General features: G+C 71.8%; 16 protein-coding genes and 1 pseudogene. 9 read left to right on the forward strand and 8 right to left on the reverse strand.

Annotated features, from left to right (window positions below):
- Positions 1-211: 211 nt before the first annotated feature.
- The 4 genes from ABR737_RS26270 (at position 212) to ABR737_RS26285 (ending at position 4,742) form a co-directional block, all read left to right on the forward strand.
- Complete coding sequence (locus ABR737_RS26270; protein WP_350252761.1) at positions 212-1,036, forward strand: sugar phosphate isomerase/epimerase family protein; 825 nt, start codon at positions 212-214, stop codon at positions 1,034-1,036.
- Positions 1,033-1,689 (forward strand): TetR/AcrR family transcriptional regulator, encoded by a 657-nt coding sequence (locus ABR737_RS26275; RefSeq protein WP_350252763.1) that lies wholly within the window; start codon positions 1,033-1,035, stop codon positions 1,687-1,689. The genes ABR737_RS26270 and ABR737_RS26275 overlap by 4 nt, the downstream gene beginning before the upstream one ends.
- A gap of 321 nt (positions 1,690-2,010) precedes the next feature.
- Entirely contained in the window at positions 2,011-3,861 is a 1,851-nt protein-coding gene (ilvD, locus tag ABR737_RS26280; protein ID WP_350252764.1) for a dihydroxy-acid dehydratase, read from the forward strand.
- Positions 3,862-4,025: 164 nt separating this feature from the next.
- Positions 4,026-4,742, forward strand: a complete 717-nt coding sequence (locus ABR737_RS26285; RefSeq protein WP_350252765.1) for an SDR family NAD(P)-dependent oxidoreductase — start codon at positions 4,026-4,028, stop codon at positions 4,740-4,742.
- 103 nt (positions 4,743-4,845) lie between these two features.
- Here the strand turns inward: ABR737_RS26285 and ABR737_RS26290 are convergent, their stop codons facing one another.
- The 4 genes and pseudogenes from ABR737_RS26290 to ABR737_RS26300 form a co-directional block, all read right to left on the reverse strand.
- Positions 4,846-5,121 carry a DUF397 domain-containing protein gene (locus tag ABR737_RS26290; RefSeq protein WP_502964507.1) on the reverse strand — a complete coding sequence of 92 codons (276 nt, stop codon included), beginning with the start codon at positions 5,119-5,121 and terminating at the stop codon, positions 4,846-4,848.
- A gap of 12 nt (positions 5,122-5,133) precedes the next feature.
- Positions 5,134-5,214, reverse strand: a pseudogene (locus tag ABR737_RS43975) (DUF397 domain-containing protein); the annotation flags it as partial.
- Between the two features lie 238 nt (positions 5,215-5,452).
- Positions 5,453-5,743, reverse strand: coding sequence for a DUF397 domain-containing protein (locus tag ABR737_RS26295; RefSeq protein ID WP_350252769.1), 291 nt, complete (start codon positions 5,741-5,743; stop codon positions 5,453-5,455).
- The gene (locus ABR737_RS26300) at positions 5,725-6,567 is read right to left on the reverse strand and encodes a helix-turn-helix domain-containing protein (protein ID WP_350252770.1); all 843 of its coding nucleotides are present in this window, start codon (positions 6,565-6,567) and stop codon (positions 5,725-5,727) included. The genes ABR737_RS26295 and ABR737_RS26300 overlap by 19 nt, the downstream gene beginning before the upstream one ends.
- A 169-nt stretch (positions 6,568-6,736) precedes the next feature.
- Between ABR737_RS26300 and ABR737_RS26305 the strand changes: the two genes are divergently transcribed.
- Positions 6,737-6,961 (forward strand): hypothetical protein, encoded by a 225-nt coding sequence (locus tag ABR737_RS26305; protein ID WP_350252772.1) that lies wholly within the window; start codon positions 6,737-6,739, stop codon positions 6,959-6,961.
- A gap of 157 nt (positions 6,962-7,118) precedes the next feature.
- Here the strand turns inward: ABR737_RS26305 and ABR737_RS26310 are convergent, their stop codons facing one another.
- Complete coding sequence (locus ABR737_RS26310; RefSeq protein WP_350252773.1) at positions 7,119-9,773, reverse strand: protein kinase domain-containing protein; 2,655 nt, start codon at positions 9,771-9,773, stop codon at positions 7,119-7,121.
- A 180-nt stretch (positions 9,774-9,953) separates the two neighbouring features.
- On the opposite strand from ABR737_RS26310, the gene ABR737_RS26315 reads away from it, so the two are divergent.
- The 4 genes from ABR737_RS26315 (at position 9,954) to ABR737_RS26330 (ending at position 13,612) form a co-directional block, all read left to right on the forward strand.
- Positions 9,954-10,274 (forward strand): peptidase, encoded by a 321-nt coding sequence (locus ABR737_RS26315; RefSeq protein WP_350252775.1) that lies wholly within the window; start codon positions 9,954-9,956, stop codon positions 10,272-10,274.
- A gap of 142 nt (positions 10,275-10,416) precedes the next feature.
- Positions 10,417-11,007 (forward strand): hypothetical protein, encoded by a 591-nt coding sequence (locus ABR737_RS26320; RefSeq protein WP_350252776.1) that lies wholly within the window; start codon positions 10,417-10,419, stop codon positions 11,005-11,007.
- A gap of 208 nt (positions 11,008-11,215) precedes the next feature.
- The gene (gene sigJ, locus ABR737_RS26325) at positions 11,216-12,370 is read left to right on the forward strand and encodes an RNA polymerase sigma factor SigJ (RefSeq protein ID WP_350252778.1); all 1,155 of its coding nucleotides are present in this window, start codon (positions 11,216-11,218) and stop codon (positions 12,368-12,370) included.
- Positions 12,371-12,460: 90 nt separating this feature from the next.
- The gene (locus tag ABR737_RS26330) at positions 12,461-13,612 is read left to right on the forward strand and encodes an NAD(P)/FAD-dependent oxidoreductase (protein ID WP_350252780.1); all 1,152 of its coding nucleotides are present in this window, start codon (positions 12,461-12,463) and stop codon (positions 13,610-13,612) included.
- 115 nt (positions 13,613-13,727) lie between these two features.
- On the opposite strand, the gene ABR737_RS26335 is transcribed toward ABR737_RS26330, so the two are convergent.
- The 3 genes from ABR737_RS26335 to ABR737_RS26345 all read right to left on the reverse strand — a co-directional run bounded on the left by ABR737_RS26335 (position 13,728) and on the right by ABR737_RS26345 (position 17,868).
- The gene (locus tag ABR737_RS26335; protein WP_350252781.1) at positions 13,728-15,134 is read right to left on the reverse strand and encodes a M1 family metallopeptidase; all 1,407 of its coding nucleotides are present in this window, start codon (positions 15,132-15,134) and stop codon (positions 13,728-13,730) included.
- A gap of 195 nt (positions 15,135-15,329) precedes the next feature.
- Positions 15,330-17,048 carry a SulP family inorganic anion transporter gene (locus ABR737_RS26340; protein WP_350252783.1) on the reverse strand — a complete coding sequence of 573 codons (1,719 nt, stop codon included), beginning with the start codon at positions 17,046-17,048 and terminating at the stop codon, positions 15,330-15,332.
- Between the two features lie 409 nt (positions 17,049-17,457).
- Positions 17,458-17,868 (reverse strand): hypothetical protein, encoded by a 411-nt coding sequence (locus ABR737_RS26345; RefSeq protein WP_350252785.1) that lies wholly within the window; start codon positions 17,866-17,868, stop codon positions 17,458-17,460.
- Between the last annotated feature and the right edge of the window lie 338 nt (positions 17,869-18,206).

The raw sequence follows: 18,206 nt of genomic DNA on the forward strand, positions 1-18,206 counted from the left end.
TCGCCGGTTCTCCCCGGTGCCCACGGGCGGAGACCGGGGCGGCACCGCGGCCGCCGGCCGACCGCTGCGGCCTCGTGAGACTCGTCACGCCCCGGCGGGGCCCGCCACACCCATCGCCCCCTGTCGCACCGTCCCCCGCCTCCTCCGACAGGGGGCCGTGGTCGCCGGACCTCCTGCCCCGCGCCCTGCCTTGGCCCGTACGCTGTCCCTCGTGACAGAGCCAGTGGTGCGCATCCCGGATGCGAAGGTCGCGCTGTCCACGGCCTCGGTGTATCCGGAGTCGACGGCGACGGCCTTCGAGATCGCCGCGCGCCTCGGCTACGACGGCGTCGAGGTCATGGTGTGGACCGACCCGGTCAGCCAGGACATCGAGGCCCTGCGCCGGCTCTCGGACTACCACGGCGTGCCGGTGCTGGCCGTCCACGCCCCGTGTCTGCTGATCACCCAGCGGGTCTGGTCCACCGATCCCTGGGTCAAGCTCCAGCGCGCCCGCACCGCCGCGGAGAAGCTGGGCGCCTCGACGGTGGTCGTGCACCCGCCGTTCCGCTGGCAGCGCAGCTATGCGCGGGAGTTCGTCCGCGGGGTGTGGCGGATGGAGCACGAGACGGATGTGAAGTTCGCCGTCGAGAATATGTACCCGTGGCGCTACCGGGACCGCGAAATGCTCGCGTACGCCCCCGACTGGGACCCCACCAACGACGACTACCGGCACTTCACGGTCGACCTGTCGCACACCGCCACCGCCCGCAGTGACGCCCTGGAGATGGTGGGGCGGATGGGCGACCGGCTGGCGCACGTCCATCTCGCCGACGGCAACGGCTCCGCCAAGGACGAGCACCTGGTGCCCGGGCGCGGCAGCCAGCCCTGCGCCGCGATGCTGGAGCGGCTGGCGGCCACCGGCTTCGAGGGCCATGTGGTCGTCGAGGTCAACACCCGGCGGGCGATGTCCGCAGCCGAACGCGAGGCCGACCTCGCCGAGGCGCTGGCCTTCACCCGGCTCCATCTCGCCTCGCCGACCTGGGTCCCGGGCTCGTGAGCGGCAGCGGGCAGGGGTCGGACGACGCCCCCGCGCCCGGTACGCCGTCCGCACCGGCCCGCCGCCGGGGACGCCCGGCCCGCGCCGCCGCCGAGGCCGGCCCCGGTGCCCGGGAACGGATTCTGGCCGCGGCCCGTACGGAGTTCGCCGAGCGCGGCTACGACAAGACCTCGGTCCGGGGTATCGCCAAGGCGGCCGGGGTGGACGCAGCGCTGGTGCATCACTACTTCGGCACCAAGGAGCAGGTCTTCGAGGCCGCCATCGAGCTGACCTTCGCGCCCGCGCTGACCATGCCGGAGGCGATCGCGGGCGGCGGTGAAGGGGTGGGCGAGCGGATGGCCCGCTTCATGTTCGGCGTCTGGGAGAACCCGGTCAGCCGGCCGACGCTGCTGGCGATCATGCGCTCGGCGCTGACCAACGACACCGCGGCGGCGGTGCTGCGCGGGCTCATCGAGCGGCGGATGCTGCAGCGGGTGGCGGGCGAACTGCACGTACCCGACCCGCAGTTCCGGGTGCAGCTGGCCGCCGGGCACCTCATCGGGATCGCCATGCTGCGCTACGTGATCAAGATGGACCCGGTCGCCTCGGCGGACGTGGAGGAGATCATCGCCATGGTCGCACCGACCCTCCAGCGGTATCTGACGCAGCCCTGACGGCCGAGGCCCGAGCCGGCTCCGGCGGCCGGATCAGGCCCGCCCCTGGCGCGGCCCTGACAACCGCCTACGGCGCCCGCTGCAGAGGCCCGATCGATACCCTGACCTGGAAGAACGCCCCGTCCCCCACTGTCCGCACTGCGGTCAGCCGTCTCACATTGCGGAGAGACTGTCCAGATCTTGGATGAGAGGCGTAATCTCGACGGGAGCTGATATATGACGCCACCCGGTACGAGGCACAGCCACGCAGCAGAGCTACGCGGCAGAGCCGGATACCGGCACCGGCGGTCGTACGGACGTAATCCCGAGGGAGTGACCATCGTGCCCGAGCTGAGGTCCCGCACCGTTACCCATGGCCGCAACATGGCCGGCGCCCGAGCCCTTATGCAGGCCTCCGGCGTAGCGCGGGAGGACTTCGGCAAGCCGATCATCGCCGTCGCCAACAGCTTCACCGAGTTCGTGCCCGGCCACACCCACCTCCAGCCGGTCGGCCGGATCGTCTCCGAGGCGATCCACGAGGCCGGGGGCATCGCCCGCGAGTTCAACACCATCGCGGTCGACGACGGTATCGCCATGGGCCACGGCGGCATGCTCTACAGCCTGCCCTCCCGCGACCTGATCGCCGACTCCGTCGAGTACATGGTCGAGGCGCACTGCGCCGACGCGCTGATCTGCATCTCCAACTGCGACAAGATCACCCCGGGCATGCTGATGGCCGCGATGCGGCTCAACATCCCGACGGTCTTCGTCTCCGGCGGCCCGATGGAGGCCGGCAAGACGACCCTCGTCGACGGCACCGTCCGCACCCTCGACCTGGTCGACGCGATCTCGGACGCCGTCAACGACAAGATCTCGGACGAGGACATCCTCCGTATCGAGGAGAACGCCTGTCCGACCTGCGGCTCCTGTTCCGGCATGTTCACCGCCAACTCCATGAACTGCCTGACCGAGGCGATCGGCCTCTCGCTGCCCGGCAACGGCTCGGTGCTGGCCACCCACACCGCCCGCAAGGCGCTGTACGAGAACGCCGGCCGCACGGTCGTCGAGATCACCAAGCGGCACTACGACGAGGACGACCACACCGTCCTGCCGCGCAACATCGGCACCCGTGCCTCCTTCGAGAACGCCATGGCCCTGGACATCGCCATGGGTGGCTCGACGAACACGATCCTGCACCTGCTCGCCGCGGCCCAGGAAGCCGGTCTCGACTTCGATCTGGACGACATCAACGCGGTCTCGCGCCGGGTGCCCTGCCTGGCCAAGGTCGCCCCGAACGTCGCCCCGGGCGGCACGTACTACATGGAGGACGTGCACCGCGCCGGCGGCATCCCCGCCATCCTCGGCGAGCTCTACCGCGCCGGACTCCTCAACGAGGACGTCCACACCGTGCACAGCGCCTCGATCGAGGAATGGCTCAAGACCTGGGACGTGCGCGGCGGTTCCCCGTCCGACGTGGCCGTCGAGCTGTGGCACGCGGCCCCCGGCTGCAAGCGCTCGGCGACCGCCTTCTCCCAGTCCGAGCGCTGGGACAGCCTCGACGTCGACGCCGAGGGCGGCTGCATCCGCGACCTGGCGCACGCCTACTCCGTCGACGGCGGCCTGGCGGTCCTCAAGGGCAACCTCGCCGAGGACGGCTGCGTCGTGAAGACCGCCGGCGTCGACGAGTCCATCTGGACCTTCGAGGGCCCGGCCGTGGTCTGCGAGTCGCAGGAAGAGGCCGTCGACAAGATCCTCAAGAAGCAGGTCAAGGAGGGCGACGTCGTCGTCATCCGCTACGAGGGCCCCAAGGGCGGCCCCGGCATGCAGGAAATGCTCTACCCGACCTCCTTCCTCAAGGGCCGCGGCCTGGGCAAGACCTGCGCACTGGTCACCGACGGCCGCTTCTCCGGCGGCACCTCCGGCCTGTCCATCGGCCACGCCTCGCCCGAGGCGGCGTCCGGCGGCACCATCGCCCTCGTCGAGGACGGCGACCGCATCAAGATCGACATCCCGAACCGCACCATCGAACTCCTCGTCGGCGAAGTGGAGCTGGAGTCCCGCCGGCTGGCCCTCGAAGGCGTCTACGCCCCGAAGAACCGCGAACGCAAGGTCTCCCAGGCGCTGCGCGCCTACGCGGCCATGGCCACCAGCGCCGACAAGGGCGCGGTGCGCGATGTGAGCAAGCTGGGCTGAGCGGCGCGACCGAGCGGCGGCTCGGTACGGCAAGCAGCGCGGCAAGCGGTGCGGCGGCCTCAGGGCCCGCCGCACCGCTTTCGTTTTCATGGCGCCGCTCCACCGCCTCGGTTGTGGTCTGACGCATGGACGCGGAGCCGGGAGCGGAGAGATCATGCTGAGCTATGACCAGTTCGGACGTAGCTGTGGTGACAGGAGCCAACCAGGGGATCGGCCGGGAAGTTGCCCGGCTGCTGGCTGCCGAGGGGATGACCGTCCACCTCGGGGCGCGCGACCAGGAACGGGGCCGCGCGGCCGCGCGTGAGCTGTCGGCCGACGGGGCCGATGTGCGGTTCGTGCCGCTCGACGTGACGGATCAGTCGCAGGTCGACGCGGTGGCGCGGCAGCTCGGGGAGGAGCACGGCCGCATCGATGTGCTGATCAACAACGCGGGGATCGGCGGCAGCCGCCCCGCGGTGGAGGACACCACGGCCGACGATTTCGCGGCTGTCATGGACGTGAATCTGCTGGGCGCGGTCCGTATGACCCACGCTCTGCTGCCCCTGCTGCGCAAGGCGGAGCACCCGCGCGTCGTCAACGTGACCAGCGGCCGGGGCTCGTTCGCCGTCAACGCGGACCCGGAGCGCATGGAGTCGCGCCTGGAGGGCTTGGTCTACCCCGTGTCGAAGACGGCCCTCAACATGCTGACGTACCAATACGCCCGTGCGCTGCCGGAGTTCCTGATCAACGCCGTCGACCCGGGCTTCACCGCGACCGCGCTGAACGGACACACAGGCACCAGCACTCCCGAGCAGAGCGCCACAACGATCGTGCGGCTCGCCCTCTCGGTGAGGGGGCCGAGCGGACGGCTCTTCGACTCCACGGGAGAGATCGGCTGGTAGCGCCTGGGCACGGAAGGGTGCCGGCGGTCGCGGGATGCGGCCGTCGGCACTGCGCCGTGGGCAGGTAGCAGAGGCCGGCCCGTGGGGCAGCCGAGGAGCTGCGTCAGGCGCCGGGCAGCGTCCCGCTCTTCACGGCGGTGACGAAGGACGACCAGGTGGTGGCGTGGAAGAGGAGCGCGGGGCCGTGGGGGTGCTTGCTGTCGCGGACGGGGACGAGGGCGGGGAAGTCGTCGGAGACCTCGACGCACTGGCCACCGTCAGAGTTGCTGTGGCTTGACTTGCGCCAGGAGGCGGTGGTCAGGAGGTCGTCGGAGACCTCGACGCACTGGCCACCGTCCTGGTTGCTGTAGCTGGACTTGCGCCAGGCGACAGTGGTCAGGAGGTCGTCGGAGACCTCGATGCAGGCCCCGCCGTCCGGATTGCTGTACGTGCTCTTGCGCCAGGTCACGGTGCTCAGGTCGATTGATCGCACGGCACTTCGCCCTCCCTCGTATGACCGCTTCCTCGATTCGGCTGGGCTGTGTGAACCGTGAGGCGGACGCCCAACCAGTTGTGCCTAGGGGCGATTTCAGCATGGAGAGTACGCGCGACACAGGCTGTGATCGGCCGTTCCGTTCCACTGCGTCGACCGCCCCGCGGTACGGCGACGGCCCCCGTCGCGGGCGAGCGGCGGGGGCCGGTATGGGGCCCGTTCTTGGAGCCGGGGTGCGTCAGGCGCTTGGGAGTTGCCCGCTCTTCACGGCGGTGACGAAGGACGACCAGGTGGTGGCGTGGAAGAGGAGCGCGGGGCCGAGAGGGTGCTTGCTGTCGCGCACGGGGACGAGGGCGGGGAAGTCGTCGGAGACTTCGAGGCAGGCGCCGCCGTCGGAGTTGCTGTAGCTGGACTTGCGCCAGGTGGCGGTGGTCAGGAGGTCGTCGGAGACTTCGATGCAGGCCCCGCCGTCCTGGTTGCTGTATGAGCTCTTGCGCCAGGTGAGGCTGCTCAGGTCGATGGCTCGCACGAGACGTCCTCCAACATCTGCCTGATGAACTTCCGTGACTCAGCCGGGGATAGGGCTAGGTCGCGAACCAGATCGTAGCTGAGCTGAAGTCGTTCGGCCGCTGCCGTTTCCTCGACGAGCTCGCCGGAATATCCGGTCTCCACCCATGCCACGGTGCGGCCGTCTGAGAGCCGCAGGAACGTGGTGTCGGTGTTCGACAGCGCATGGAGTCCGACTGCATGGCGAACGACCTGAACCATGACGTTCGGTCGCTCGCCCATGTCTAGGAGGAGTTCAAGCTGCTTCTGCCACTCCATGGAATCTTCCAACGGTGTGCGTAGTACAGCCTCGGAAAGAATCGTACGGAACCGTTGCGCGTCATCACGCTCCAGCAGTGCTCGGCGTCCTTTACGTGCTTCGACCTGCCGCGTTAGTTGTTCGCCGCTGAGGCCACCGGCCGAAAGTAGTTCGTGTGCGTAACTCGCCGTCTGGAGCAGCCCATGAATGGTGCTGACTCCGACGTGCCACATGCTCAGCGCTTCCGCTTCGAGCGTCATGTAACGCCGGTACCGCTCACGGAACTGCGTGGGATCTGCCGCCGCCAACTCCCACAACGTAAGCAGCAGATCCTTCGTCCCGTAGTACTGGTCCAGTGCCTGTGCGACCTCCGGGCTGCCGATCGTCTGGCCACCCTCCATCTTGCCGAACAGGGACCAGTCCCAACCCAGGGCTTCGCCGAGCTGTCGCAGGCTGTCGCCCTTCTGCGCACGCAGTAATCGCAGCTCTTCGATGAAGCGCTGGCGCGGCTCCTGGCTCCGACCGGTGACCGCTCGCCTCGGCGGCATCGCGACCTCCTCCGTGGAAGGTGTGGAACTAACGGTGCGTGGTTGCGAAATACGGCTCGCAAGCGGCATTCGCACCCTTTTCCGGGTCCATTCTCGTAAGGACCGGAACACACACAGTAGTTGCGCTCCGGTCCTCCAGGCAGGAAAACGGCAGACAGGAGCGGCGCAGATGGCGACGGAACCACAGGCAGCGGGCGACAAGCGGGTGGAGGCCGAGGCGGCCTGTGCCGAGCTGGCGGCCGTGCTCAAGCGGACGGGGATCGTGCTGCCGTCACTCGGCGTGGACCCCGTGTCGTACGGCTACGCGCAGCCGCGTCCGCTGATCGAGCTGGGGCGCTGCAACCTGGAGACGACGCACCGGCTCATCGCCCTGCTCGACCGGGCGGCCCGGTGACCCGGCGCGTCCCGTACGTGTCCCCGGCGTGCCATGTCGGGACGCATACGAGGTGCACCAAGGGCGGGCCGGTGCCGGAGGCCGCCGCCGTGCCGGGTGTCCGGCGGGAAGCCTGTACCTGTCGTTGCCACGCCCCGGGCGGTACGCGGCCCGGCGGTCACCAGGCGGCCGGGGCCCCGGTCGCCACGGCGAAGACCGTGCCGTTCGGGGCGGCCGCGTAGATCCGGCCGCGGGGCGCATCCACCTGCGGGGCGGGCAGCATCTGCAGGTAGCCGTTGTGGCGGCGGCCGTCGAGCCGTGGCGGGGTCTGGCCGAGCAGGCCGCCGTTGCGGGTGTCGACCGCCAGCAGCCGGCCGTCCGCCGCGGTGAAATACAGCCGGTCGCCGCTCACCACCGGCGCCGAACCCCGGCTGACCGACGTTTCGGTGTCCCACTTCCGTTCCCCGACGGCCTGCAGCGCGCCGCCCTCGGCGAGCAGATACACCGACTCGCCGTGCACCACGGCGGCCACCTGATCGAGCGGCGAGGCCAGCGGGAGACGCCTGGTGTGTCCGGTGGCGGGGTCGTAGCGGACGACGGCGGTGGTGCGGAAGGTGAACTGCGGGTCGGTGACGGTCAAATAGAGCGCCCCGGACGTACCGGTCCCGGCCACGGCGAGGGTGCCGGGCAGCCGCCGGGACCAGCGGACCGTGCCGCCCGCCGGGTCGAGGGCGGTGACCTGGGTGGCGGTCCCGTCGGGGGTGCCCTCGGCCGCATAGGCGGTGTGGGCCTCGCCGTAGGAGGAGAAGAGCGGCAGGTGGTGGCCGGGGAAGCGCTTGTGCCAGCGCTGCCGGTGGGTCGTGCTGTCCAGCGCGGTGACCGTGCCGTCCGCCGCGGTCAGCAGGATGCGGTTCCCGACGATCCTGGTCGCGCCCTCGTATCCGGAGACGTCCTTGGTCCAGCGGGTGGCGCCGCTGCCGTCGGCCGACGGGTCGAGGGCGCTGAGCTGCTTGCCGTCGGCGGAGAAGACGTACAGCAGCCCGCCGGAGAGCACCGGTGGGGTGGGGGAAGCGGCGAACTCCGCGGCGTTCTTGCCCTGGGCGCGGTGGTCCGTGCGCTGCCAGGCAGGCCGGCCGGTGTCCGGATCGAGCCGGGCGGCCGGGACGCCGGACTGGCCGCAGAAGACGGCGCCGGATCCGCTGGTGCAGAACGGCATTTCGGCGTCGTGGCCCTCGGGGCGTTCGACGAGCGAGGTCCGCCACGGGTGGAAGTCGGCCCGGCCGGTGTGCGAGGGGCGGGTCTGGAGGGCGGGGTCCGGCCCGCTCCCGCCCGGGGTCAGGGCCCGGACGCCCGTGTACGCCCCGGCACCGGTCACGACCAGGGCGAGCGCGGCCCAGAGGGGCCAGCGGCGGGAACGGGGACGGGTGGGGTGGCGGGGACCGGTTGGGGTGTCGGTGGTGGTGGGATTACCCGTGTTGGTGGGGCTGCCATTGGTGGTGGGGCTGCCGGCGTCGGTCGGACCGATGGGATCAGTGGGGCCCTTGGGCGCGGCCGAAGGCCCTGTGTCGGCGGGGCTCTCGGCGGTGCCTTGGGCGGAGCTTCCGACGGTGCCCTCGACGGAGCTTTCGACGGGCGCGGGCACGCGGACATGCGTCGTCTCGGGACGTGGCGGGGTGGCCTCGGCCCATACCGGCGAGAGCTGTTCGGGCGGGAGCTGATCCGGCTGCCGCTGCTGCCGCTGCTGCTTCCGCTGCCGCTGTTCCGGTATCCGTACCGGCGCCGCATCGCCCGCTGCCGCATCGCCCGCTGCCGCGTCGCCCGTCGCCGAGTCCGGCGACATAGCGCCCGGCGCTGCATCGCCTGCTGCCGTACCGCCCGGCGCTGCATCGCCTGCCGCCGTACCGCCCGCCGCCGTGCCGCCCGGCACCAAGCCCTCCGGCGGCATGCTCACCGGCAGCGCCGCGCCCATCGGTGCACCCAGCGGCGTACCCAGCGGGGCACCGTGTGCCGCATCCGTCCGCAGCAGCTCCATCAGCGTGCCCGGCGTCGGCCGGTCCGCCGGGGCCTTCGCCAGGCATCTCTCGATCAGCGGCACCAACTCGGCCGGTACGCCCGCCAGATCGGCGTCGTCGTGCACCACCTGGTAGGCGACGAGGTAGGGGCTGTCCGAGTCGAATGGTCCGCTTCCGGTGGCGGCGTGCACCAGGACCGAACCCAGCGCGAAGACATCCGCCGCCGGCCCCACCTCGCGCGGCCGCTGGAACTGTTCGGGCGCCATGAAGGGCGGCGTGCCGATCAACTTGCCGGTCTCGGTGCGCATTTCACTGTCGGACGGCCGGGAGATGCCGAAGTCGATGACTTTCGGCCCGTCGGCGGCCAGCAGCACATTTCCGGGCTTGAGATCGCGGTGCACCACCCCCGCGCGATGGATGTCGCGCAGCGCCTCGGCGAGCCCCGCGGCCAGCCGCCGCACCTCGTCAACCGCCAGCGGGCCCTTCCGCTTTACGTGGTCGGAGAGGGTCGGACCGGGAATGTGGAGGGTCGCCATCCAGGGGCGGTCGGCGTCCGGATCGGCGTCCACGACGGGCGCCGTGAAGGCCCCGCTGACCCGCCGGGCGGCGGCGACCTCCTGCCGGAACCGCCCGCGGAACTCCGGGTCCTGGGCGAATTCGGCATGGATGACCTTGACCGCGAGCAGCAGTCCGGACGACGAGCGCGCCAGATGGACCACGCCCATACCGCCGGAGCCGAGCCGTGCCTCCAGGCGGTACTGGCCGGCGTACTCCGGATGCTCCGCTTCCGGGCCGACCCCGGAACTGCGCAGCGATGGCATGGTTCCACCCCCGTGTTGTGCCCTTGCCATTCGGTCGCGGGTGCGACGCGCGGAGCCTAGTCGATGGCGCGTACGAAGTGAGTGAGGCTTGCTAGCGTGCCGTGGCAGAACCGCGCAGCCGCTTGGCCGCGGGCATCATCACGAGCGCCTTCACGCGCTTGGGCAACGGGGGAGAACAGCATGACGACTCAGGACGATCTCGGCTCCGTGAAACCGGCCGGGGAGCAGGTACTCGCCGCCGCGACCGGCGGCTCCACCTATCCCGTCGCACCCGGCTACCGCGTCAAGGTCCGCCAGGGCCCCGGCACCAACTACCCGGTGGTCCGCCAGCTGGCGGAGGGGGCCCGGATCCAGATCCGCTGCCAGCGGCACGGCCAGTCGGTCAGCGGCCCGTACGGCACCACGGACATCTGGGACAGCATCGGGGTCGGCCAGTATGTCTCCGACGCGTACGTCCGGACGGGCAGCAGCGGCATGGTCGCGCCGCGCTGCACGAACTGAGCTGCGGGACCGGGGCGCTGCGGGACAGGGGCACCGTGCGGCCGGAGCGCCGCGCGGCCGGGGCACGGAGTCCCGCGGCCGCGCCCGCACCACTGGCCACCGAGCCCGCCGGACACCCGACCCGCCGGGGATAATCGCTGCCATGAACGACAAGCAGACGCCCGGCGGAAATCCGGAGCCCGGCGGAGACCCGGAGCCCGCCGGAAAGCCGGAGCCCGCCGGTTCCGGGCCCGGTGCGCCCGAGCGTGGCGGCCCCGAGCCTGCGTCGATCCGGTTCTTCGGCACCACCTGGGTCCACCACGACAGCGGCTACGGCCTGCGCCGGGCCGGTGTCGCGGTGGGCTCGCTCGCGCTCGCCGCCGCCGGGGCGGTCGTGCTGCGCTTTGCGTTCCAGGGCCTGGAGATCGCCGCCGTCGGCCGGTTCGTCGGCATCCTCGTCGTCGCCGGCTTCGCCATCTGCAGCGCCCTGGCCTTCCGCCGCACCTGGGACGGCTTCGTCCGCCGCCCCGATCCGGCCGCCCGGAGCGCGGCGGACACGTCCTCCCAGGGCCTGATGCTGATCGGCTTCATCGGCTCACTGCTCGCCTATTTCTGCCGCAGCCTCGTCGAGGCCCCGGGGGAGGGGCTGCACCGCGCCGAGTACACCGCGGCCCGTGAGCGGTACGAACGCCGCCGCGGCGCCCGCACCGGCAATCCGGCCGCCAAGAAGTCCCGTCCGAAGAAGCGGCATTGAAGCAGCGCTGCTGAAGAAGCGAGATTGAAATTGAAGCAGCGTCCCTGACGAAGACTACGGTGACGGACCGGGCGCTACCGGCCGTCTTCCCGGACAGCACCGTCGAGGGGGCAGACCTGCGCGCTCGACCTGACTGTCACACTCCGGCCGCCTGCCTCGTCGTAAAGGGCGGAAGCCAACGGCCGGAACGGGAGCGGAGAAGCGGACGATGACGCAGCCGGAGACCGAGACGGGGACGAAGCCGGGGACAGGCCCCGGGCCGGGGACAGGCGCCGGGCCGGGGCCGGGGACGGTGACCGGCCCGGATGCGGGCGGAGCCAGGGCCGCGCGGGACGCCGGCCGGCTCGCGCAGTTCGAGGAGCAGCGTGGGCGGCTGTGGGCCATCGCCTACCGGATCATGGGCACGGTCACCGATGCCGACGATGCCGTGCAGGAGGCCTGGCTGCGCTGGCAGGGGCTGCCCGACGAGCCGCCGGTGGCCAGCCCGCGCGGCTTCCTCACCACCGTGGTGAGCCGCATCTGTTATGACCTGCTGGGCTCGGCCCGCGCCCGCCGCGAGACCTATGTCGGGCCCTGGCTGCCGGAGCCGCTGCTCGACGGCACCGGCGGCCGGCTGCCCCTCGGCGCGACAGGCCCCGGGAGCTCCGGGAGTGCCACCGGCCCCGAGGACCGGGTGACGCTCGACGAATCCGTCGGGATGGCGCTGCTCACCGTCATGGAACGGCTCACCCCGGCCGAGCGCACCGCCTTCATCCTCCACGACGTCTTCGCGGTCCCCTTCCCGGAGGTCGCCGAGGCGGTCGGCCGCACCCCGGAGTCCGTACGGCAGTTGGCCTCCCGCGCCCGCAAGAGGGTACGGGCCGAGGCCCCGCGCCGCACCGTCGACCGCGCGGAGCACCGCCGCACCGTCGAGGCCTTCCTGTCCGCCGTCATGGGCGGCGATCTCGATGCGCTGCTGTCCGTCCTCGACCCGGAGGTCGTCTGGCGTTCGGACGGCGGCGGCAAGGTGAGTGCCGCCCGCCGGCCGGTACTGGGCCGCGAGAAGGTCGCCCGCTATGTGCGGGGCCTGGTCACCCGAGGCACCCAACGGGCGGGGCTGCGGGTCGCGTTGGCGGAGGTCAACGGAGCCACCGGGCTGGTCTTCGTCGACCGGGTGGGCGAGCAGTCCGGGGTGTTCGCCTTCACCGTCCACGCCGGACGGATCACCGAGGTGGACGCCGTCATCAACCCCGACAAGCTCGGCCATCTCGACCTCGGCCTGCACCTCCCCGTCGACCTCGGCCCCGACGCCGACCCGGACGCCGGCCCTGAACTCGACCCTGACCTCGCCCCCGGCCCCGGCGCCGACCCTGACCGTTCGTAGAGGTGTCACACCGCGCCGCCCTGCGTCGTCCCCCTCCCGACGCGTCGCACGCAGCGGCGCGACGCCCCGTCCCCAGGAGCAGGAGGCAGCATGAAGAGCGTGGCACGGCAGCGGGTACGACAGCGGCTGCGGGTCGTGGTTCTCGGGGGTGGCTACGCGGGCACCATGGCCGCGCTCCGGCTCGCCCCGTATGCGCAGGTGACCCTGGTCGATCCCGGTGACCGGTTCACCGAACGGGTGCGCCTGCACGAACTGGCCGCCGGACGCCCCGCAGTGGACCACTCCCGGGCCGCGATGCTGCACGGCACCGGCATCGAGCATCTGGCCGCCCGCGCCACCGCGCTGGACCCGGACGCCCGTGCCGTGCACACCGACTGCGGCCGCACCCTCCTCTACGACCGGCTCGTTTACGCCCTCGGCAGCCACACCGACCTCCGCGGCGCCGGACCCTCGGGAGCCCCGGCCCGTGGGCCGTGGGAGCGGGCCTTCACCGCCGAGAGTGCCGCAGCCCTGCACAAGCGGCTGCTGGACGGCCCGGGCACGCTGGCCGTGGTGGGCGGCGGCCTGACCGGCATCGAGATGGCCGCCGAGATCGCCGAATCCCACCCGGGCTGGCAGGTCCGGCTGCTGACCGGCGGCGAGATCGGCGCAGGGCTGTCGGCCCGCGGCCGGGCGCATGTCCGTACCGTCCTCGACCGGCTGCACGTCCGCGTCGAGGAGGGCCGCCGGGTTGCCGACGGGGACGATACCGACGCCGACGCCGTGCTGTGGACCGGCGCCATGGCCGCCGCCGGGGGGCTCGCGAAGGACGCCGGGTTGGACACCGACCCGCTCACCGGCCGGATCCTGGTCGACGGGGCGCTGCGCTCGGCCAGCCACCCCGACATCTACGCCGCGGGCGACGCGGCCGCGGCCCGCACACCCCGCGCCGGCGCCCTGCGGATGGCCTGCGCCACCGCGCTGCCGACCGGCTCGCACGTGGCCGGCGCGATCATCACCGAGTCGCGCGGCGCCGCGCCCCGCCCGCTGACGTACGCGTTCTTCGTACAGTGCGTGAGCCTGGGACGGCACGACGGCCTGATCCAGTCGCTACGGCCCGACGACACCCCGCGCGAGCGCGTGCTGACGGGCCGTCCGGCCGCCCGCGTCAAGGAACAGGTGGTCCGCAACGCCGTCCGCGTCCTGCGGCTGGCGGCCCGCCGCCCGGACATCGTCGGCTGCATCCCGGGCATCGGCCGGTGAGCAGGTGTTGCTCGGCATTCCCGGGCCGGGGGACGCCGGCCGGGGGACGCCGGGTCGGGGGACACCGGCCGGGTGGCACCTAATCGGGTGCGCCTGGCCGGACGGCACCCGCCCGCTACTCCCGTTCCGGTTTCCCCTTGCCGTACAGCCACGTGTCGAACAGCCCGGTCAGATCCACATCCGTGTGTTCCTGGCAGAAGGCGATGAATTCCTTCGCGTCGGCGGTGGAGTAGCGGTACTTGGCGGGCCACTCCTTGAGGATCCGGAAGAAGGTCTTGTCGCCGACCGCGTTCCGCAGCTCCTGGAGCAGCATCGCGCCCCGCTCGTAGACGGGGGTCCCGGTCACATTCTTCGCCTTGCCCGGATTGCCCGGCGGGAAGGCCCAGCGCTGCGTGTCCTTCTTGTCCTTGTAGAGCGCGTCGAACTGCTGCTGCGGGGTCTTGCCGCCCTTGTGCTCCGTCCACAGCCACTCGGCGTAGGTCGCAAAGGCCTCGTTGAGCCAGGTGTCCTTCCAGGTCTTCGGGGTCACCGAGTCGCCGAACCACTGGTGGGCCATCTCGTGCACCACGGTCACGGTGTCCGGCGCCCCGGCGTAGACCGGCTTGGTCTGGGACTCCAGCGCCATCCACGTGATCCGGTCCGGGGTGTCATCGACGATCGCGCCCGCGGAGGAGAAGGGGTAGCGGCCGAACAGCCCGCTCTCCCACTTCAGGATCTCCGGCAGCTGGTCCAGCGGCCCCTTGCTCGCCTTGGCCTCCGCCGGGTCCACCGCGACGTACAGCGGCAGCCCGTCGGCTGTACGGGACCGGTGGACGTCGAAGCGGCCGATGGTGGCGGTGGCGAGGTAACTGGCCATGGGCTGCCCGTTGTGCCAACGGAAGGTGGTCCGGCCGCCGGCCGTTTTCTCCGACCGCAGATCCCCGTTGGCGACGGCCGTATAGCCCTTCGGCACGGTGATCGTGAAGTCGTAGGCCGCCTTGTCCTCGGGGTGGTTGTTGCCGGGGAACCAGGTCATGGACCCGGCGGGCTCGCCCGAGACGAACGCCCCGTCGGCGGTCTTGACCCACCCCTCCGTCGTACCGTCCGGGTCCTTCAGCTCCTGCGGTGTACCGCCGTAGTCGACGGTCGTACGGAACCGTGCGCCCTTCCTCAGGCCCTCGGCCGGCCGGACGACCAGCTTGTGCCCCTTACGGGAGAACGCGGCGTCCTTGCCGTCGACCCGTACGTCCGAGACCCGCAGCCCCTGCAGATCGAGCTGGAAGGACCGCAGGTCCTCGGTGGCCTCGGAGGCGATCTCGGCGGTCGCGTCCAGGTGCTTCTTCTTCACGTCGTAGCCGAGATCGAGCCCGTAATGGCGCACCTGGTAGCCGCCGTTGCCGAGCGCGGGGAAGAGCGGATCGCCCACCCCGCCGCTGCCCGCCGCCCCCCGGACGCCCATGGCGCCGTTCGTGCACGAGGAGAGCAGCAGGGCGACGGACAGGGCGGCGGTCGCACCGCAGCAGCGGAAAGGCCGGCGATTCACAGCGCTCCAGGGGTCGGCGGTCACGAGCATGCCGACCCTACGGTCATTTCCGCCGCAACGCCGGTCCTTTCCCACCGGGTTGTGTTGCCGGTCCTGGGTTGCCTTAAGGGCCCTGTGGTGCCTTACGAATCTGGGGTTCCGTTACGGGACTTGGGCCGCCTGTGGGTCTTGGGGCCCTGCGGGACTCGGTTCGCCTCACGGGGCGATGGACGGTGTCTTCTGCCGGGTGGTCCCGTCCGGTCCGCGCCGCTGCTGCTCCTCCCAGTTGCCGAGCGCCGCCGCACACGCATGGTCGAGATGCCGCAGCCCCGACAGGTCGAGCTGGATCTCCCGGTCCTTGGGCAGCGCCTCCAACTGGTCGAGCAGCTTCGGCAGGCGCAGGAAGGTGGCATGGCCCAAGGCCCTTACGAGGAGGGGGCGCCGGGGGCCGGAGCCGTCCGGCCCGCGGGTTCCGTGACCGTCCGGCCCAGGTGCCCCGGGCCCGTCCGTTCCGCGTCCGTCCGTTCCGTGTCCGTCCGCCGCGAGGCTGCCCTGGGCGCGCCCGCCCGCCCCGAGGCCGGCCGTGGCATCGCCGGCCTTGGCACCCCCGGCGCCCGGTGCCGCCGGCTCGTCCAGCCCCACGATCTCCAGGTGGACGTGCGAGGTCTCCCACGCCGACTTGGCCACCGCCATCAACAGCCCCAGCAGCACCCCCTCGAACATGTTGGTGGCCACGATCGCCACCGCCGTCGCGGCGAGCACCACGGCCTCACCCCGGTGCTCGCGCCACAGCGGACGCCACTGCTTCACCGGCAGCAACTTGCCGCCCGCATGCACCAGTACACCGGCCAGCGCCGCGAGCGGCACCACGCCCAGCGCCGCCGGGAAGGCCACCACGAAGAGCAGCAGCCAGACCCCGTGCAGCACCCGCGAGGCCTTGGTCCGGGCCCCGGCGTGCACATTCGCGGCGCTGCGGACGATCACCGCGGTCATCGGCAGCGCCCCCAGCAGGCCGCACACCGTGTTGCCCGCGCCCTGGGCCATCAGCTCCTTGTCGTAATCGGTCCGCGGCCCGTCGTGCAGCCGGTCCACCGCGGCCGCGGAGAACAGCGACTCCGCCGACGCGATCAGGGTGAACGCCAGCACGGTGCCCAGCGCACCGGCCACCGCCCCCGCCTCCGTCAGCCGCAGGAAGTCCGCGCCGCCCGGCGGCTGGACGACTTCCAGCAGGCCCGCCACCTCGACCCGGGCCACCGGCAGATCCAGCATCCACACCACGAACGTCGCCAGCGCCACCGCCACCAGCGGCGCCGGCACCACCCGCGCCGCGCGCCGCCACTTCGGCCAGAGCACCAGCAGCACAATGGTCCCCGCGCCCACCGCCAGCGCCGCGAGCGAGGCCCCGGATCCGGCGGTGTCCGCCGCCAGTTTCGGCAGCCCGCCCAGATTCGCCGGCCCGCCGCCCGGCGCCTTGGCGTCCACCAGGGCGTACAGCTGCCCGGCGATCAGCACCAGCCCGATGCCCGCGAGCATCCCCTGGACGACCGCCACGGAGATGGCCCGGAACCAGCGCCCGAGCCGCAGCGCCCCCATGGTCAGCTGCAGCACCCCGGCGATCAGCACCAGCGCACCCAGCGTGCCGAGCCCGTACTCCTGCACGGCCTCGTAGACCAGCACGGTCAGCCCCGCGGCCGGACCGCTGACCTGCAGACTGCTGCCGGGCAGTAACCCGGTGAGCAGCCCGCCGACGATCCCGGTGACCAGCCCCAGTTCGGCCGGCACCCCGGACGCGACGGCCACCCCGACACACAGCGGGACGGCGACGAGAAAGACGACGAGCGAGGCGGTGACATCGGCGCGCCAGACCGACAGCGCCTGCCGCGACGGTATGGACGGCCGGGACGGACGTTGACGGGCAACACGGAACCTACGCATGGGATGCCTCCAACGAGTACGAGATGCGGTGGCGCACGGATACACGCGGTACGCACGGACGCCAACGGACGGGATCGGACACGAGCGGACGCGAACGGGAACGGGAACGGGGACGGGGACGGACGCGCACGAGCGGACGCCGGCCCATGGCGATGCGCCCAGCGGCCGACGCTCGATGGCCCGTTGCCCGCGCTGTTCCTACCGCCGGGCATTACCGGGCGGCGCGCGCCATGAAGGGAACGAAGAGACAGGAAGAGACGCGAAGGGATACGACGGGACACGACGGGACACGACGAGCCCCGAAGGGAGATGACGGCTGGATCCGTCGGATACGCGGGCCGGGGAGGCCCATCGGAGACGCGGGCCGAGGAGGCCCTTGGGGTAGCTCCCGGCTGTCAGCTCCCGGCTCTCAGCAACGGAAGACGGCGTGCTGGAGCGGCAGTTCACCGGATCTCGTCAGAGGTACGGCCTGCCGGCCGGTCAGCGGGGCGGTCAGGCGCAGCCCGCCCTCGGTCCGCCCCCGGTCGGCGGTCGAGACGGTGGTGACCGGTGGCGTCGGCGCGGTCACCGAGGCCGTGGAACGCCCCTCGCGGCGCGGCGGGCAACGGTCACTGCCGGATTCCGGACTCTCCGCGGTCGAGGTGTCGGACGCCCGCGGTTCGGTACCTGACGGCGCCGTACGACCGGCGCCGTTCGCGGCCGGTGCGGCGGCCGGCGCGTGTTCTCCGTACACGGTGTCCGTCCCGAGGGACAGGGCCAGCACGACGGTCACGACGATCAACAGGAGCCGGCCGAGGCCGCGGACCCGGATCTTCGCCATCGTCGCCCCTCCCGGCGTGGCTGGACAGGTCACCCCCATTGTGTCCAAGCCAACGCGCAGGACCACAAGTCGGTTTGTAACCACCCTGTAAACGCGGAGTTATCGACCACGAACGGCCGGTTCTCTTCACTACGGCGCCCGCCGGTGCGCACAGTGCCTCGCCATGCGCCGTCCTCGCACCACACCCGGCCGCATCACCACCCCCACACCTCAGCCACCCCTCGCCCCCTCCTGGGCACGCCGCTCTCCCCGCCCTCCCTGTTCCACCCACCCCTCAGTACGCCCCTCGTCTCGTCCCGCCCCCACTCACCCCGTCCGATCCCTTGACGCCCCACCCC

The sequence above is a fragment of the Streptomyces sp. Edi2 genome, assembly GCF_040253635.1.
GTDB lineage: Bacteria > Actinomycetota > Actinomycetes > Streptomycetales > Streptomycetaceae > Streptomyces.

What these genes read in the sequence shown, in the direction of transcription:
- ABR737_RS26285 (WP_350252765.1), top strand. Translation starts at nt 4,026, where the DNA reads ATGACCAGTTCGGACGTAGCTGTGGTGACAGGAGCCAACCAGGGGATC.
- ABR737_RS26300 (WP_350252770.1), bottom strand. Translation starts at nt 6,567, where the DNA reads ATGCCGCCGAGGCGAGCGGTCACCGGTCGGAGCCAGGAGCCGCGCCAG.
- ABR737_RS26305 (WP_350252772.1), top strand. Translation starts at nt 6,737, where the DNA reads ATGGCGACGGAACCACAGGCAGCGGGCGACAAGCGGGTGGAGGCCGAG.
- ABR737_RS26310 (WP_350252773.1), bottom strand. Translation starts at nt 9,773, where the DNA reads ATGCCATCGCTGCGCAGTTCCGGGGTCGGCCCGGAAGCGGAGCATCCG.
- ABR737_RS26315 (WP_350252775.1), top strand. Translation starts at nt 9,954, where the DNA reads ATGACGACTCAGGACGATCTCGGCTCCGTGAAACCGGCCGGGGAGCAG.
- ABR737_RS26320 (WP_350252776.1), top strand. Translation starts at nt 10,417, where the DNA reads ATGAACGACAAGCAGACGCCCGGCGGAAATCCGGAGCCCGGCGGAGAC.
- sigJ (WP_350252778.1), top strand. Translation starts at nt 11,216, where the DNA reads ATGACGCAGCCGGAGACCGAGACGGGGACGAAGCCGGGGACAGGCCCC.
- ABR737_RS26330 (WP_350252780.1), top strand. Translation starts at nt 12,461, where the DNA reads ATGAAGAGCGTGGCACGGCAGCGGGTACGACAGCGGCTGCGGGTCGTG.
- ABR737_RS26340 (WP_350252783.1), bottom strand. Translation starts at nt 17,048, where the DNA reads ATGCGTAGGTTCCGTGTTGCCCGTCAACGTCCGTCCCGGCCGTCCATA.
- ABR737_RS26345 (WP_350252785.1), bottom strand. Translation starts at nt 17,868, where the DNA reads ATGGCGAAGATCCGGGTCCGCGGCCTCGGCCGGCTCCTGTTGATCGTC.